The sequence below is a fragment of the Microbacterium gilvum genome, from assembly GCF_039543865.1.
GTDB classification, from domain to species: domain Bacteria; phylum Actinomycetota; class Actinomycetes; order Actinomycetales; family Microbacteriaceae; genus Microbacterium; species Microbacterium gilvum.
Genome location: NZ_BAABKO010000002.1, coordinates 551,659 through 567,097, shown reverse-complemented (window position 1 = coordinate 567,097; position 15,439 = coordinate 551,659). Strand labels below are relative to the sequence as shown.

Below are 15,439 nucleotides of genomic sequence, written 5' to 3'. Positions count from 1 at the left end.
CTTCGACCCGTGGCCCGTCCGCCAGTGGGTGGAAACGCCCGCTTTCCCGCGCCCGAACGGGGCGAAACCGCCCACTCGCGCGAGCAATCCGGGCGAAACCGCCCACTCGCGCGAGAGCGCGCCCGTCAGACCCGCTTCTCGAAGGTCCGCGAGAACAGGTGCTCGGTGTAGGGCTCGTAGATCGGGATGGGCGTGTACCCGAGCTTCTCGTAGAGCGCGACGGCGTCGTGCTGGCGGTCGCCGGTCTGCAGGATCAGCCGCGGCGCCCCGCGTTCGACGGCGATGTGCTCGAGCTCGGCGAGCAGCGCGCGCGAGGCGCCCGTTCCGCGCCCCGACTGCTGCACGAACACCCGCTTCACCTCGAGGTCGCGTGTGCCGTCGTGCGCGAGGTCGCGCAGCGCCGCATGACCGACCGCACGGCCGTCCGTATCGACGGCGAGGACGACAGCGACGATGTCCGCGGGATCGACCGAGAACGTCCGCTGCGAGCGCGCGAGCGCCTCCGGATCGTCGGCCGGCCAGCGATCGGCGTACCGCGGGCCGATCTCCTCGTCCATCTCGGCACGCAGCGCCACGGCGCGGGGGTCGTCCCAGGTCGTGCGCTCCACGGACACCGATCGCGGGATGGCCGCTGCCGGCTCTCCGAGGTCGTAGCCGAACGCGAGCAGCTCGACGAAGCGACCGGGCTCGACCTCCTTGAGTCCCTCGCGCTCGGGCAGGCGGCGGAAGCCGAGCTTCTCGTAGAGCCGGTGCGCTCCGGTCATGTAGCCGCCGCTGTTCATGACGACGCGATGCGATCCGCGTCGTCGCGCGAGCTCGATGACATGCCGCGTGAGCGCGGCGCCGACGCCCCTCCCGCGCGCGGCCGGCGCGACGGCGAGCTGGCGGAAATCGGTCTCGCCGGGCTCCGCCACCTCGGCGAGCCGCCGGTTCGGGCGCGCGACCCACACGCTGCCGAGGATCGCTCCGTCGTCGTCGACGGCCACCCACACCTCGCCCAGCACCGTGCGCCCCGCGACGTCGCGCAGCGACGCCTCGTAGTCATCCGAGATGAACCCGTAGCTCTCGCGATAGGCGAGCGCCGTGACGCTGCCCGTCTCCTCATGCTCCTCGTCGCGCACGAGGCGGATGACGAAGCCCCGCTGGGAGGGTTGAGGCACGACGGTCTCGACCGCGCTCATGCGCGCGCTCCCGCGGTCTCGACGACGCGGCCCGCGCCATCCAGCCCCCAGACCTCGGCGAGCAGCTCGAACGAGCGGATGCGGTCGGCGGTGTCGTGCGTGAGGGTCGTGACGAGCAGCTCGTCGGCGCCCGTGACGCGCTGGAGCGTCTCGAGGCGCTCCGCCACGGTCGCCGGCGACCCGACGAACTGCGTGTCGAGGCGGTCCTGCACGATGCGCTGCTCGTCGGCGGTGAGCGGATGGGCGATCGCCTCGTCGGGCGCGGGGAACGGGACGGCGCCGAGCCCGGCGCGGATGCTGTGCACCCATCGACCGTAGCCGGAGGCGAGGCGGCGGGCCTCGTCGTCGGTCTCGCCGACGACGACGTCGACAGACACCGTGACGTACGGCGCGTCGCGGCGCCCGGGTCGGAAGGCGCGGCGGTACTCGGCCACGGCGTCGAGCACGGTCCCCGGCGCGACGTGGTAGCTCGCGCCGAACGGCAGGCCGAGCTCACCCGCGAGCCGCGCACTGGGTCCGGCGCTCGTGCCGTGGATCCAGACGTCGATGTCCTGACCCTCGGCGGGGGTCGCGTGGACCGGCACGCCCTCCGGCGCGCGGTAGTCGCCCGCGATGAGGGCCAGCACGTCGTGGACGTCCTGCTCGAAGCGGTCGGCGTCGCCCGCGGTGCGCCGGAGCAGCCGCGCCTGCGCGACGAACCGGTCGGAATCGACGGGGAACGGCCACGGCACGGGGAGCAGGAGACCGTCGACCGTGCGCGCGACCGGGGCCGGCCCCTCCGGCGGCGTCCTCCCCGAGCCGGAGCGTCCGATGCCGAGGTCGAAGCGTCCAGGGTGCAGCGCCGACACGACCCCGGCGGCCTCGACGACCTGCAGCGGGGCGTAGTTGCCGATGATCGTCGCCGCCGTGCCGATGCGGATGCTGTCGGTCGCCTGTGCGATGAGCGGGAGCAGGACGTGCGGGGCCGCCCCCGAGATGCCGGGGTTCAGATGGTGCTCGGCGAGCCAGAAGCGGGCGTAGCCCAGCTGCTCGGCGCGTCGGGCGAGGTCGATGCTCGCGCGCAGCCCGTCGGCCGGCGTCCGGCCGGAGCCGAACGCCGACAGCTCGAGGATGGAGAGGGGGACGCGCGCGGGCATGGCTTTCCTCGCTGTCGGAGCGGATGGCCCGCCCGCGCCGGTCGGGCGCGGGCGGACCGGGTGGATCAGGACTTCGGGAGCCCCTCGGGGTTGACGACGCTCTCCGTCACGGCCTCCGACTCGAGGCCCCAGAAGTCGAGCACCTCGGCGTACTCGCCGCCGTCGATGATCGCCTGCAGGGCGATCTGCACGGGCTCGATCAGGCCGTTGTCCTTCGCGGTGGCCGCGGCGATGTTGGCCGTGAGCGGCCATCCGCCGGGGATGAGGCCGACGATCTTCGTGTCGCCCGTCTCGGCGGCCGACCACGCCGCCGTCGCGTTCGGGCCGAAGGTCGCGTCGATACGGCCCGACTGCAGGGCGAGCGTCGCGGCGGCGTTGTCGTCGTAGTAGACGAGCTCCGCCGGCTCCTCGCCGGCCTCCTCGAGCTCCTCGTTCCAGGCGAGGAGCACCTGCTCCTGGTTGGTGCCGGAACCGACCTGGATCTTCAGGCCGGAGACGTCGGCGGCCTCCTCGATCGAGTCGATCTCGCTGTCGGCCTGCACGGCGAAACCGAGGAGGTCGACGCGGTACGAGGCGAAGTCGTAGAGCTCCTTGCGCTCCTCGGTGACCGTCACGTTCGAGGTGATGAGGTCGTACTTGCCCGACTGGATGCCGAGCGGCCAGTCCGCCCAGGCGACCTCGACGGGGTTGTACTCGAGTCCGAGGGCGTCGGCGATGAGGGCGCCGATGTTGGGCTCGGTGCCGGCCGGCAGGGTCTCGCCCTCGGGGATGTAGCCGAGCGGCGGCAGGTACGACGAGTGGGCGACCGTGAGCTTTCCGTCCTCCACGGGCTCGAAGCCGCTCGCCTCGAGGGCGGCGACGGCCTCCTCGACGGGCTCGTCGAGACGCACCCATTCGATCTCGTCTGTCGTGACGTTCGCCTCGGTCGTCTCCTCGGCCGCTGCCGCCTCTGCGGCGTCGTCGTCCTGGTTGAGGAGGACGGCCGCGGTGATGCCGCCTGCGACGACGACGACGGCAGCGACGGCGGCGCCGATCGCGATGCCCTGCTTCTTGCTGATGGCCATGATGCGGTGGTTCTCTCTGGTTCGGGTATCCGGGTTCGGGTCGGTCAGCCCAGCACCTTGGCGAGGAACTCGCGGGTGCGGGGGTGCTCGGGGGCGACGAGCACCTGCGACGGAGGGCCCTGCTCGACGATCACGCCGCCGTCGACGAAGACGACGCGGTCGGCGACCTCGCGGGCGAAGCCGATCTCGTGCGTGACGATCACGAGGGTCGTGCCGAGCTGCGCGAGATCGCGGATGACGTCGAGCACCTCGCCCACGAGCTCGGGGTCGAGCGCGCTGGTCGGCTCGTCGAAGAGGATCACCTTCGGCTTCAGCGCGAGGGCGCGCGCGATGGCGACACGCTGCTGCTGGCCGCCCGAGAGCTGTCGCGGGTACTGATCGGCCTTCTCGGCGAGGCCCACACGGGCGAGCAGCCCCAACGCGAGCTCGTGCGCATCCTCCTTCGACAGGGCGCCCGTCGCGATCGGCGCCTCCGTCACGTTCTCCAGCGCCGTGAGGTGCGGGAAGAGGTTGAAGTTCTGGAAGACGATGCCGATCTGCGTGCGCCGCCGGAGGATCTCGCGCTCGCGCAGCTCGTGGAGGCGTCCGCCGCGCAGCTCGTACCCGATGAGCTGGCCGTCGACCGTCACCGAGCCGCGGTCGATCCCCTCGAGGTGGTTGATGGTGCGCAGCAGCGTCGACTTCCCCGATCCGCTGGGACCGAGGACGGCGACGACCTCGCCCGGCTGGATCGTGAGGTCGATGCCGCGCAGCACCTCGTGCCCGCCGTAGCTCTTGTGGACGTCGTGGATCTCGACGAGCCCGCGGGTGGCCTCCTGCGTGGCGGTCATCGCGCCCCTCCGTACTGTGCGTCGTTCCCGTTCGAGCGGTGCGCGCCCGGAAGCGGCGGAGCGTCGGATCCCGCGAGCGAGGGCGGGGGCGCGGGGTCATCGCCGAGCCGCGCCCACTGCGTCCGGATCCAGTGCCGCGCCCGTTGCAGCGGGGTCGGCGGCAGCGTGCGCACCGCCCCCCTGGCGTAGTGGCGCTCGATGTAGAACTGGGCGATGCTCAGCAGCGTCGTGATGATCGTGTACCAGACCACCGCGACGAGCAGCAGGGGGATCACGCGGCTGTTGCGGTTGTAGATGACCTGCACGGCGTAGAAGAGCTCGGGCAGCGCGATGACGAAGACGACCGATGCGCCCTTGACGAGGCCGATGACCTCGTTGGTCGCGTTCGGCACGATGGAGCGCATCGCCTGGGGCAGGATGATGCGGAACAGCCGGCGGCGCGCGGGGATGCCGAGCGCGTGGGCCGCCTCGAGCTGGCCCTGATCGACCGAGAGCAGACCCGCCCGGATGATCTCGGCCGAGTAGGCGGCCTGGTGCAGTCCGAGACCGAGGATGGCCGCGGCCCACTGGCTGATGAGCGTCGTCGTCGAGAACTCGACGATCCAGAAGTCGTCCGTGAACGGCCATCCGAGCCCGAGCGTCGGGTAGAGGTACCCGAGGTTGTACCAGACGACGAGCTGGACGACGAGCGGCACCGAGCGGAAGAACCAGACGTACGACCATGCCGCCGAGTTGAGCAGCGGCGACTTCGAGAGGCGGGCGAGCGCCAGCAGCGTTCCGAGCGTGAACCCGATGACGGTCGACAGCAGCGTGAGCCACAGGGTGATGACGATGCCGCGCAGCACCGGCTCCGAGAAGAAGTAGTGGGCGAAGACATCCCACTCGTAGTTCTCGTTCGTGACGAGCGACCACGCGAACTGGGCCACGACGAAGACGATGACGGCGCCGATCGTCCAGCGCCACCAGTGGCGCGTGGGCACGACCCTGGCGCTCGCGACGTCGATGCGCTCGCGCGCCGGGGCGTCCGGCGCGGGCGCGGCGCCGGCGCGGCGCGTGACGGTGTCGGTCATGGGGCTCCTCGGATCGGGTGGAGGCGACGACGCCGGTCGCCGCTTCCAGGACCGTAGGCGAGGTGCGCGGTGTCCGCTCGGCGCTGCACAACACGCGGCAACGAATCGATACGGGGCGTAACACGCACGGGCGCGGCGGATAGTCTCGGTCATCGTGACCGAGACGCTGCAGACCCCCGACCTCGTCCACCTCGGAGACGGCCTCCGCGTGCCCGCGCAGGGATACGGCGGCATGTCGCTCACCGACGTCTACGGGCCGATCTCCGACGACGAGGCGCTGCGCACCCTCACGCACGCCGTCGATGCGGGCGCGACGTTCGTCGACACCGCGAACATCTACGGCGAGGGTCGCAGCGAGCGCATCATCTCGCGTCTGCTGGCGACGCGGCGCGACGAGGTGCAGCTCGCGACGAAGTTCGGCATCGTGCCGGGAGGGCGCATCGGCGAGCGGTCGGTGCGCGGAGACCGGGCGCACATCCGCGAGCAGATCGAGCTCAGCCTCGGACGCCTCGGCACCGACCACGTCGACCTCTACTACCAGCACCGCGTCGATCCGGCCGTGCCGATCGAGGACACCGTCGGCGCGCTCGCGGAGCTCGTCCAGGAGGGCAAGGTCCGGCACATCGGACTGTCGGAGCCGACGGGCGACGAACTGCGCCGTGCGGCGTCGGTGCACCCGATCGCCGCGGTGCAGAGCGAGTGGAGCATCGTCAGCCGCGATGTCGAGGCGCACGTCGTGCCGGCTGCCCGCGAGCTCGGCGTGGGCTTCGTGCCGTATTCGCCGCTCAGCAGGCAGTGGCTCACGGGGGCGTTCGACGCGGCGGCGCTCGGCGACGGCGACGGCCGGCCGAAGTTCCCGCGCTTCGCCCCCGAGGCGCTCTCGGCGAACGCTCCCGAGCTCGCCGAGGTGCTCGCGATCGCGGCCGACGCGGGTCTCACCGCCGCGCAGCTGTCGCTCGCCTGGCTCTACGACAAGGGCGAGGCGCTGGGTCTGCCCGTCGTGCCGATCCCCGGCACGCGGCACGCCTCGCGCGTCGACGAGAACCTCGCCGCGATCGGCGTGGTTCTCGACCGGGAGATCGTCGCCCGGCTCGACGGCATCGCCGCGCGCATCACGGCGCACCGCTCGTTCGACCCGCTGTGGGTGTCGGACGGGCGCGAGCAGCCCGGCTCGCCGCAGAACCCCCGCCCCGCCGTCTGACCCCGCCGCGGACGGCCCGCGCGCTGCCTCGCGGCTCGGCTCGCGCCGCCGCGTTCCCGCTCCACTCTCTCTCGTCCAACGGATATCCGTGTGCGCCGCGGACATCCGATCGCGCCGCAGAAAGCGGTTCCCTCACCAGCGGATATCCGTTGGCGGAGAAGTGGGTCGGGTCGACGCCGGCAGTTGAGACCGTCCCGTCGATGAACTGGTCGCCGCGTGAGTTCCGACCCGCGCGCCTGACTTCGGTGCGCTTCGGATGGCCGTGGCTGCGCGGATGGCCCGCCCCTGTGGATGAGCCGTCGCGGAGCGGGTGAGCCCGGCCGGTGCGGCGCGGAGCGGGCGCGACACCGGCCGGGCGGGGAGCGGGTGCGAGACCCCCTCAGGCCGGATCGCCGACGAGCGGCTCCAGCGCGAGCGCCGCGACGACGGCGATGAGCGGCAGCGCGACGAGCGCCTGCAGGATCGCTTCCATGATGGCCTCCTCCCCGGATGCCCTGCGCATCCAGGTCTCCAGAGAACCGTCCGCGTCCATGCGCGGCCCCTGGCCGGCATAGGAGCCGCCTGCGGGCTTCCTGTCGCGTGCTCGGCAGCAGGCTGTGCGTCGGCTATGCCGGGGCGTACCGCAGGAGCTCCGTGCAGCGGGGATGGCCAGGCCGCGCGATCACGTGGCCCCGACCTCGCCCAACGGATACCCGTTTGCCGAGCCGACATCGGATCGCGCGGCAGAAAGCGGTTCCCTCACAAGCGGATATCCGTTGGGCGAAGAAGGGGCACCGTAGGCCGGGCCGGTCTACGCGCGCACGGCCTCCGGCTCGCGCACGGCGGGGAGTCCGAGGTTCTCGCGCAGCGTCGTCCCGGCGTACTCCGTCGGGTAGACGCCGCGCTCCTGCAGCTCGGGGATGAGGCCGTCGACGATGTCGTCGAGGCCCGTCGGCACGAGGTACGGCGAGACGTTGAAGCCGTCGACGGCGCCGGATTCGACGTAGCGGACGAGCAGGTCGGCGACCGACCCGTACCCGCCGACGATCGAGCGCCGCGTCGTCTGCGCGATGACGAACTCGCGGATCGACAGCCCCTTCTCAGCGGCGAGCGCGCGCCACTGGTCGGCCGTCTGCTTCGCGCGCAGGCCCGAGAACATCGACCCGCGTGTGCCGTCGGCCTCGTCCTGCACGGGGTCGACGTCGGGCAGCGGGCCGTCGGGGTCGTACTCCGAGAGGCTCCGCCCCCACACCTGCTCGAGGTACGCCAGCGCCGTCTGTGGCGACACCTGCGCGTGCGTGACCCAGTCGGCCTTCTCGCGGGCCTCGGCGTCGGTCTCGGCGAGGATGAACTCCTGGCCGGGGAAGAACTTCAGCTCGTCAGCTCCGCGACCGTAGGCGGGCAGCCGCCGGCGCACATCGGACGCGAACGCGATCGCGTCGTCGAGCTTGCCGTGGGCCGAGAAGATGACGTCGGCGTGCTGCGCGGCGAACTCCCTGCCCGTGTCGGAGTCTCCGGCCTGGAATACGACGGGACGCTGCTGTCGGCTGCGCGGCAGAGTCGAGGTGGTCGCGAACGGGATGAGGTCGTCCGGCGCCTCGACGCGCTCGCCCGGCTCCGCCGCCCAGATGCGCTTGGCCGCCGTGACGAACTCGGCCGCGCGGCGGTACCGGTCGGCGTGGTCGAGCCAGCCGCCGCGGCGGAAGTTCGCGCCCGTCCACGCGTTGTCGGTCGTCACGACGTTCCATCCGGCGCGGCCGTCGCTCAGCAGGTCGAGCGAGGCGAGCCTGCGGGCGAGGTCGTGCGGGTCGTTGTACGTCGCGTTCTGCGTCGCGACGAGCCCGATGCGCTCGGTCACGGCGGCGAGGGCCGCGAGCTGCGTCTGCGCGTCGGGCCGTCCGGCGACGTCGAGCTCGTGCACGCGGCCGAGGTGCTCGCGCAGGCGCAGCCCCTCCCCCAGGAAGAACGCCGAGAAGAGGCCGCGCTCCGCGGTCTGGGCGATCCGGCGGAACGACTCGAAGTCGTGCTGCGAGCCGCTCTGCGCGCTCGACCAGATGGTGCCGAAGTTGACGCCCTGGAAGAAGACGCCGAACTGGATGGCGCGGGCCGGCTGGGTGGTCATGCGGCGGTCCTCTCGAAGCGGTTCGCGGGCTTCGCGAGCCCGAGCGTCTCGCGCAGCGTCGCTCCGGCGACGGGCGAGCGGAAGCCGATGGTGCGACGGAGCGCGGGGAGCACGAGCCGGCCGAGCTCCTCGAGGTCGACGTCGAGCACAGCCGGATGCAGGCGCACGCCGTCGGAGACCTCCGCGAGGCGCGCGACGAGGGCCGCCAAGCCGTGCGCGTCTCCCGCCCAGCGCAGCCGGCCACCGTCCGCAGAGCCACCACCCGCGGAGCCGCCGTCGGGCCAGCCGCCGAGAGCGGCGAGACGACGCTCCGCCGAGACGCCGCGGGCATCGAGGACGACGTCGAGCTCGACGACGACGCGGGCTCTTCCCTCGGCGCGCAGCTCGGCGGCGCGCGCGACGACGGCGCCCTCGTCGCGTGCGGAGACGAGGGCGATCTCGGCGTCGGCGACGCGATCCGACGCCACGACGAGCTGACCCTGCGGGGGCCGCGGCACGATCGACGGCCCCTTGACGGCGTAGGTCTCTCCGACGAAGTCAGCGTAGTGGAGCCGGTCGGCGTCGAGGTAGCGACCGGTCGCGACGTCGCGGATGACGGCGTCGTCCTGCCACGAGTCCCACAGTCGGCGGGCGACCTCGACGGCGTCGGCGGCCTCTCGGGCGGCCGATGCGTCGTCGAGCGGGGGGCGGCCGTACGCCGCCGCCTCGTCGCCAAGGGCGTCGGCACGCACGATCCAGCCGGCACGACCCGACGACGCCCAGTCGAGGCTCGCGAGCTGCGTGGCGACGTGGAACGGCTCCGAGTATGCGGTCGACACGACGGGCAGCAGGCCGATGCCGCTCGTGAGCGGCGCGGCGAACGCGGCGCGCTGCACGGCGTCGAGACGCGCGGACGGCCCGAGGGGCGCGTCCTGGAACGTCGCGGCCGTGAAGCCGAACCGCTCGGCGCGCGCGACGACCTCGGCCACGCGGCGCGGCTCCAGCCACGGCTCGGTCACCCGGTCGAACGCCGATGCGGCGGCGGGATGGGCTCCCCCGCCGTCCAGCTCGACGGCCACCGCGAAGGGCGCGTGCGTCATGTCGGATCCTCTCCCCCGCCCCGCGCGGGACGGCTCCCCCGAATCTAGGAACGCCGGCGCGGCCATCCGCCCCGTGTTACCGCGTGCGACGGCGTGTGACGATGCGCGATGCCCGCGGCCCGCGGCGGTCGTCGGCGGCCTATCCTCGGCGGGATGACCACGGTCGACGAGCGCCACTCCCTCGCCTTCGCCATCCGCACGGCCCGCCCGGCGGAGTTCGCCGAGGTGGGCGAGGTGACCTACCGGGGATTCGGGCATGGAGAGCCTGGCGCCCCGCAGCCCGATGCCGCCCGCCTGCGGCTCCTGCACGACGCGAGCGCGCGCGCCGACGCCGGTGAGCTTCTCGTCGCGGCGACGCCGGATCGGCGCATCGTCGGCACGGCGAGCCTGCTCAGGGCCGACTCGCCCCTCGCCCGCCAGTCGCGCGACGGCGAAGCCGAGCTGCGGCTGCTGGCCGTGCTGCCCGAGGTGCGGCGTCACGGCGTCGGCGACGCCCTCATGCGCGTCGCGATCGCGCGCTCCCGCGAGTGGGGCGCTCCTGCGCTCGTGCTCGACACCGGGCCCTGGAACGAGAGGTCGCAGCGGCTCTACCGGCGGCTCGGCTTCGTGCGCATGCCGGAGCGCGAGACCATCCCGTCGTCGCGCGGCGGCATGCTCGCGGTGTACCGGCTGCCTCTAGGCTGACGGCATGTCCGCAGACGCGCTGCTCGACCCGCTCTTCCTCGACGCCGTCGACCCGGCAGTGCGCGATCTGCGCACGCTGCGCGAGGATCTCGTGACGGCGCCGACCCCGCTGCAGCCGCTCGACCGGCTGCGGGCGGAGCTGGGCGGCGGGCCCCGCCTGTGGGTCAAGCGCGACGATCTGACCGGGCTCGCCCTCGGCGGCAACAAGGCCCGCAAGCTGGAGTACCTGCTCGCCGACGCGCGTGCGCAGCGGGCCGACGTGCTCGTGACGGTGGGGGCCGCCCAGTCCAACCATGCACGGCAGACCGCGGCCGCCGCCGCGAAGGCCGGACTCGAGGCGGTGCTCGTGCTGCGGGTGCCGCCGGGGTCGACGCCCGAGTACACGGGGTCGGGCAACGTGCTGCTCGACCGCATCCTCGGCGCGCAGGTCGTGCTCGTCGAGGAGACGTCCGACGACCCGCACCCCGAGCGCGCGGCCGCCGATGCCGTCGTCGCGCAGCTTCGGGCGGACGGGCTGCGCCCGTACCTGATCCCGAGCGGCGGGTCGACGCCCGTCGGCGCCCTCGGCTACCTCGAGTCGTACGCCGAGATCGCCGCGTCGGAGCAGCGGTTCACCGAGATCGTCGTGGCGACCGGCAGCGCCGGCACGCAGGCGGGGCTCGTCGCCGCGCAGGCGCTCCTGGGAGGCGACGCGCGCATCCACGGCGTCGCCGTCTCGCCGGATGTCGCCGAGCTCGCCGAGGCCGTCGACACGATCTCGGCCGGCACGCTCGCCTTCTTCGGGCGCGGGCCGGCGGATGACGCATGGGTCGACGGCGCCCACGTCGGCGCCGCGTACGGCGCGCTCACGGAGGGAGGCGTGGAGGCCATCCGCCTGTTCGCCCGGACCGAGGGCATCCTCCTCGACCCGGTCTACACGGGCAAGGCGGCCGCAGCGCTCATCGCCGGAGTGCGCTCCGGGGCCTACGGCGAGGACGACGACGTGCTGTTCGTGCACACGGGGGGCTCCCCCGCACTGTTCGCGCACGCGCCGGCCCTCGGCGAGGCGTTCGCCGGCTGACGCTCCCCTCGGTTTCCCGAGATGACGGATGGCCCTGCCGGGGCGGGCAGCGGAGGCGTAGCGTTCCCGCATGACCGCTGATCGCCTGTCGCACGCCTTCCCCGATCCCGCGCTCGCCCGCGTCGTCGACGACGCCTTCGGCCTGGTCGGTGCGACGCCGCTCGTGCGCGTGAACGTGCTGACGGAGGGCTTCGACGCCGAGGTCTGGGTGAAGCTCGACCACCACAATCTCGGCGGCTCGTCGAAGGACCGCATCGGCGTCAACATCGTGCGCGAGGCGATCGCCGCGGGCGACCTGAAGCCGGGCGACCGCATCATCGACTTCGGCGCCGGCAACACGGCGATCGGCTACGCCCTCGCCGGCATCGCGACGGGCCACCCGGTGACGGCGGTCGTCGGGCCCGACATCGCGCCGCAGAAGGTCGCGCTGCTGAAGCTGCTGGGCGTCGACATCATCCCCGGACGGCCCGACGTCGAGCGCGACGACCCCGAGCACTGGGCCGTCATCGCGCAGCGCTATGAGGATGAGGATCCGAGCACGTGGTGGGCGCGGCAGGAGTCGACGTCGCCGAACCCGGCCGCGCATGTGCTGTCGACGGGGCCGGAGATCTGGCACCAGACGGATGGCCGTGTCACGCACTTCGTCGCGGCGCTCGCGACGGGAGGGACGGCGAGCGGGACAGGACGGTACCTCAAGGGCCGCAACCCGGCCGTCCAGGTGATCGGGACGGCGTTCGCCGAGACGCCCAACGGCAAGGGCGAGAACAACCTCGCGCGCTACGTGGCGGGTGAGAAGGACCTCGAGAAGGACTGGACGGCGAACGTCGACGGCGACGTGCTCGACCGCTTCGAGGCGCGCAGGAAGGCGGACGTGATCGACTTCGGATGGCACGTCGCGCGCACCGAGGGACTCGTCCTCGGGCTGAGCTCGGTGCTGAGCCTGCGCGTCGCCCTCGACGCCGCGGCGAGCGCGCCCGCAGGCTCCGTGTTCGTCGTGTTCTCGGCCGACAGCGGTCGCGACTACCTCGCGCGCGAGTACGACGCCGACTGGCTGCGGGCCAACGACCTCGGACACATCGCCGACCGGTACGCCTGACCCGGGCGCCGCCGCGGCGGCCCCTCAGGCCGTGCGGAGGATCTGCTCCGTCACCCGGGCGGAGAAGTGCAGCGCGTCGACGGCGATGCGCTCGTCGGCGGCGTGGAACTGGCCGAACACGTCGAAGTCGGGCGCGACCCGCAGCGGCACGAACCCGTAGCCCCTGATGCCGAGGCGGGCGAAGTGCTTGTTGTCGGTCGACGCCTGCAGCAGGTACGGCACGACGACGCCGTCGGGGTCGAAGGCGGTGATCGCCTCCTGGAAGACGTCGATGATCGGCGCATCGACGGACGCCTCCGTCGCCGACCACCAGCGCCCTTCGCGGATGGCCACGTCGTCGCGCGCGACGTCGCGCAGATGCTGCCGGACCGCCTCGTCCTGACCGGGCAGGATGCGGATGTCGACGCGCGTGAAGGCCTCGGCGGGGATGATGTTCGTCTTGTGCCCGCCTCCCAGCACGGTCGGGGTGACGGTGTTGCGGGTCGATGCGTCGACGAGCGACGAGACAAAGCCGAGGCTCGCGATGTCGTCCGCGAGCGTCTCGTCGGAGAACGCCAGCCCGCGCGCCTCTCCGAAGACGTCGAGGAACCGCTGCAGCGCCGCCGTGCGGTGCACGGGGAAGCGGTGCCCGCCGATCTCGGCGACCGCCTGCGCGAGGCGCACGACGGCGTTGTCGTCGGTCGGCCGCGAGCCGTGCGCGGCGTGCCCGCGTGCCGTCAGGGTCGCCCAGGCGACGCCCTTCTCGGCGGTCGCGACGAGGTACGCGCGCCTGTCGTCGCGTCCCGTGAGCGGCACGGAGAACCCGCCCACCTCGCTGAGCGCCTCGGTGACGCCCTGGAACAGGTCGGGCCGGTTGTCGACGAGCCAGCTCGCTCCCCACACTCCGCCCGTCTCCTCGTCGGCGAGGAACGCGAGCACGATGTCGCGTCGCGGCACGATCCCCTCGCGCACGTAGTGCCGCGCGACGGCGAGGATGGTGCCGGCGTAGTTCTTCATGTCGACCGCGCCGCGCCCGTACAGGTAGCCGTCGTGGATCTCGGCCCCGAACGGCGGATGGCTCCAGTCGGCCTCCTCGACCGGCACGACGTCGAGATGCGCGTGCACGAGAAGCGCGCCCGCCGACCGGTCGCTGCCGCGCAGCCGCGCGACGACCGAGCCGCGGCCCTGCCGTGCCTCGACGAGCTCCGACGCGATCCCGACCTCGGCGAGACGCTCCTGTACGTACCGCGCGGCCCGCGTCTCTCCGTCGCCGATCTCGGCCGCGACGCCGGTGTTGACGCTCTCGATGCGGATGAGCTCGCGGGCGAGCTCCAGGGCCTCGTCCTCCAGCAGGGTCGTCACGCGGTCTCCTCTCGTCCGCCCGCCGCCCACCGCGAGGGGCCGTCCGGTCCACCGCGAGGGTATGCGGCGCACGGCGGCGCACGGCGGCGCCCCGTCGCACGCCGTCACACGCGGTCGCGGCAGGACACGAGAGCGCGGCGGACGCGTTCCCTCCCTACGGTCGGACGCGTGCCCCGTTCCGCCCGTCCCGCTCCGTCTCCGCGGGCGGCGCTGTGGGCGTGTCTGGCGGCGGGATTCGCCACGCTGTTCGACGCCACGGCGATCACCTACACGGTGCCCGCCGTGGGAGCCACGCTCGGCGGCGGCACGGCGGGCGTGCAGTGGCTCCTCGCCTCGTTCTCCCTGACGTTCGGCCTCGGGCTCGTGCCCGGCGGCCGGCTGGGCGACGCCTACGGCCGGCGCGGGCTGTTCGCCGTGGGCCTCGGCACCTTCGCGATCGGCGGCCTGCTGGCCGCGAGCGCGGGCGACATCGTCGTGCTCATCGCCGCGCGACTCGTTCAGGGTCTGGGCGCGGGGGTCATCAGCGCGCAGGTGCTCGGCGCCATCCAGGACCTCTTCGTCGGAGCCGCGCGGCTGCGCGCGCTCGGGGCCTACACCGCGGCGGGGGCGCTGGCCGGGCTCGCCGGGCCGGTCGCCTCGGCGATCGCGCTGGGGTCCGCCCCCGAGGGAGTCGCCTGGCGCGTCGTGCTCGCCCTTCCGCTGCCGTTCGCCGTCGTCGCGCTCGTGCTCGGATGGCGCGGGCTCGCTCCCGGGTCGGCGGCGACGGCGCGGGTGTCGCTCGATCTTCCGGCCATCCTGCTGCTCGGCGGGATCGTCGCGGCCGTGACCCTGCCCGTCGTCGAGCCGGGTCTGCCGCCCGCGCTCGTCGTCGTGCTCGTGACCGCGTGCGGCCTGGCCGCCGCGGCCCTCGTCGTGTGGGAGCGCCGTTACGCACGGCGAGGCGGCCTCCCGCTCTTCGCCCCCGCGCTCATGCGGTCACGGGGCTTCGTGCAGGGCAACGTCGTGGCGATGGCGTGGTTCGGCGCGACGCTCGCCGCAGGCTCCGCCGTGACGGTGCACCTGCTGCAGCGCCCCGGCCTCTCGCCGCTCGCGATCGCGCTCTTCTTCGCCCCGGGAGCTGTCGCGCGGCTCGTCGTGTCGCTCTTCAGCCAGCGCATCGCGGCACGGCTCGGCGGCGCGACGGTGCCGCTGGGCCTCGCACTGCAGGTCGCCCTCATCACGGCGCTCGCGAGCACGGCGCCGTCGCTCGACGACGACGCGCTGTTCGCCGCCGTCGTGGCCGCGCAGGTCGGCCTCGGCGTCTCTGGCGGCATCGTGGAGCCGCCGCTGCGGGTCATGACGCTCTCGTTCGCGCCGCCGGGGCTGCACGGCGTCGCGGCGTCGTTCCTGCAGCTCACCCAGCGGCTCGCCGCGACCTACCTCGTCGCCCTGGCCACGGGCATCCTGCTCGGTGCGACGGGCACGGGCACCCCCGCGAGCGTGAGCGCCTCGCTCGTCGCCTGCGCCGTGCCGTCGGCCGTCGCCTTCGCGGTGTCGTTCTCGCCGGAGTTCCGGCGGGCGGCTCCGCCGCGCGGGTGAGGCGCACGGCGGCGGGAC

Annotated in this window: 13 protein-coding genes; 5 read left to right on the top strand and 8 right to left on the bottom strand. The window is 73.3% G+C overall.

All coding sequences use genetic code 11. From position 1 onward, the window contains the following. Positions 1–125: 125 nt before the first annotated feature. From ABD998_RS08470 to ABD998_RS08450, 5 genes are all read right to left on the bottom strand, one after another. On the bottom strand, positions 126–1,181 hold the full coding sequence (locus ABD998_RS08470; protein WP_345437993.1) for a GNAT family N-acetyltransferase: 1,056 nt from the start codon (positions 1,179–1,181) through the stop codon (positions 126–128). After that, complete coding sequence (locus tag ABD998_RS08465) at positions 1,178–2,317, bottom strand: LLM class flavin-dependent oxidoreductase (protein WP_345437991.1); 1,140 nt, start codon at positions 2,315–2,317, stop codon at positions 1,178–1,180. The genes ABD998_RS08470 and ABD998_RS08465 overlap by 4 nt, the downstream gene beginning before the upstream one ends. 65 nt (positions 2,318–2,382) lie before the next feature. Further along, on the bottom strand, positions 2,383–3,381 hold the full coding sequence (locus ABD998_RS08460) for a transporter substrate-binding domain-containing protein (protein WP_345437990.1): 999 nt from the start codon (positions 3,379–3,381) through the stop codon (positions 2,383–2,385). Between the two features lie 44 nt (positions 3,382–3,425). Further along, positions 3,426–4,211 carry an amino acid ABC transporter ATP-binding protein gene (locus tag ABD998_RS08455; RefSeq protein WP_345437989.1) on the bottom strand — a complete coding sequence of 262 codons (786 nt, stop codon included), beginning with the start codon at positions 4,209–4,211 and terminating at the stop codon, positions 3,426–3,428. Continuing rightward, positions 4,208–5,281, bottom strand: a complete 1,074-nt coding sequence (locus ABD998_RS08450; protein WP_345437988.1) for an amino acid ABC transporter permease — start codon at positions 5,279–5,281, stop codon at positions 4,208–4,210. Before ABD998_RS08450 ends, ABD998_RS08455 begins: the two co-directional genes overlap by 4 nt. A 154-nt stretch (positions 5,282–5,435) precedes the next feature. Between ABD998_RS08450 and ABD998_RS08445 the strand changes: the two genes are divergently transcribed. Next, on the top strand, positions 5,436–6,482 hold the full coding sequence (locus ABD998_RS08445) for an aldo/keto reductase (protein ID WP_345437987.1): 1,047 nt from the start codon (positions 5,436–5,438) through the stop codon (positions 6,480–6,482). 790 nt (positions 6,483–7,272) lie between these two features. Here ABD998_RS08445 and ABD998_RS08440 read toward each other — a convergent pair. Further along, positions 7,273–8,583 carry an LLM class flavin-dependent oxidoreductase gene (locus ABD998_RS08440; protein WP_345437985.1) on the bottom strand — a complete coding sequence of 437 codons (1,311 nt, stop codon included), beginning with the start codon at positions 8,581–8,583 and terminating at the stop codon, positions 7,273–7,275. Beyond that, entirely contained in the window at positions 8,580–9,662 is a 1,083-nt protein-coding gene (locus tag ABD998_RS08435; RefSeq protein ID WP_345437983.1) for an LLM class flavin-dependent oxidoreductase, read from the bottom strand. Before ABD998_RS08435 ends, ABD998_RS08440 begins: the two co-directional genes overlap by 4 nt. Positions 9,663–9,815: 153 nt before the next feature. Here ABD998_RS08435 and ABD998_RS08430 point away from each other — a divergent pair, with 153 nt between their 5' ends. The 3 genes from ABD998_RS08430 to ABD998_RS08420 all read left to right on the top strand — a co-directional run bounded on the left by ABD998_RS08430 (position 9,816) and on the right by ABD998_RS08420 (position 12,502). After that, a complete protein-coding gene (locus ABD998_RS08430) occupies positions 9,816–10,346 on the top strand; it encodes a GNAT family N-acetyltransferase (protein ID WP_345437981.1) in 531 nt (176 codons plus the stop codon). A gap of 4 nt (positions 10,347–10,350) precedes the next feature. Beyond that, a complete protein-coding gene (locus ABD998_RS08425) occupies positions 10,351–11,406 on the top strand; it encodes a D-cysteine desulfhydrase family protein (RefSeq protein ID WP_345437979.1) in 1,056 nt (351 codons plus the stop codon). Positions 11,407–11,476: 70 nt separating this feature from the next. Continuing rightward, positions 11,477–12,502: a PLP-dependent cysteine synthase family protein gene (locus tag ABD998_RS08420; RefSeq protein WP_345437977.1), complete on the top strand. Its 1,026-nt coding sequence runs from the start codon at positions 11,477–11,479 to the stop codon at positions 12,500–12,502. A gap of 24 nt (positions 12,503–12,526) precedes the next feature. On the opposite strand, the gene ABD998_RS08415 is transcribed toward ABD998_RS08420, so the two are convergent. Next, a complete protein-coding gene (locus ABD998_RS08415; RefSeq protein WP_345437975.1) occupies positions 12,527–13,843 on the bottom strand; it encodes a M20/M25/M40 family metallo-hydrolase in 1,317 nt (438 codons plus the stop codon). 168 nt (positions 13,844–14,011) lie between these two features. On the opposite strand from ABD998_RS08415, the gene ABD998_RS08410 reads away from it, so the two are divergent. Continuing rightward, on the top strand, positions 14,012–15,421 hold the full coding sequence (locus ABD998_RS08410) for an MFS transporter (RefSeq protein WP_345437973.1): 1,410 nt from the start codon (positions 14,012–14,014) through the stop codon (positions 15,419–15,421). The last annotated feature ends 18 nt before the right edge of the window (positions 15,422–15,439 follow it).

Bases quoted from the DNA above. Each gene is read 5' to 3' on its own strand.
- ABD998_RS08465 (WP_345437991.1), bottom strand. From the start codon at position 2,317: ATGCCCGCGCGCGTCCCCCTCTCCATCCTCGAGCTGTCGGCGTTCGGC.
- ABD998_RS08440 (WP_345437985.1), bottom strand. From the start codon at position 8,583: ATGACCACCCAGCCGGCCCGCGCCATCCAGTTCGGCGTCTTCTTCCAG.
- ABD998_RS08430 (WP_345437981.1), top strand. From the start codon at position 9,816: ATGACCACGGTCGACGAGCGCCACTCCCTCGCCTTCGCCATCCGCACG.
- ABD998_RS08425 (WP_345437979.1), top strand. From the start codon at position 10,351: ATGTCCGCAGACGCGCTGCTCGACCCGCTCTTCCTCGACGCCGTCGAC.
- ABD998_RS08420 (WP_345437977.1), top strand. From the start codon at position 11,477: ATGACCGCTGATCGCCTGTCGCACGCCTTCCCCGATCCCGCGCTCGCC.
- ABD998_RS08470 (WP_345437993.1), bottom strand. From the start codon at position 1,181: ATGAGCGCGGTCGAGACCGTCGTGCCTCAACCCTCCCAGCGGGGCTTC.
- ABD998_RS08450 (WP_345437988.1), bottom strand. From the start codon at position 5,281: ATGACCGACACCGTCACGCGCCGCGCCGGCGCCGCGCCCGCGCCGGAC.
- ABD998_RS08435 (WP_345437983.1), bottom strand. From the start codon at position 9,662: ATGACGCACGCGCCCTTCGCGGTGGCCGTCGAGCTGGACGGCGGGGGA.
- ABD998_RS08455 (WP_345437989.1), bottom strand. From the start codon at position 4,211: ATGACCGCCACGCAGGAGGCCACCCGCGGGCTCGTCGAGATCCACGAC.
- ABD998_RS08460 (WP_345437990.1), bottom strand. From the start codon at position 3,381: ATGGCCATCAGCAAGAAGCAGGGCATCGCGATCGGCGCCGCCGTCGCT.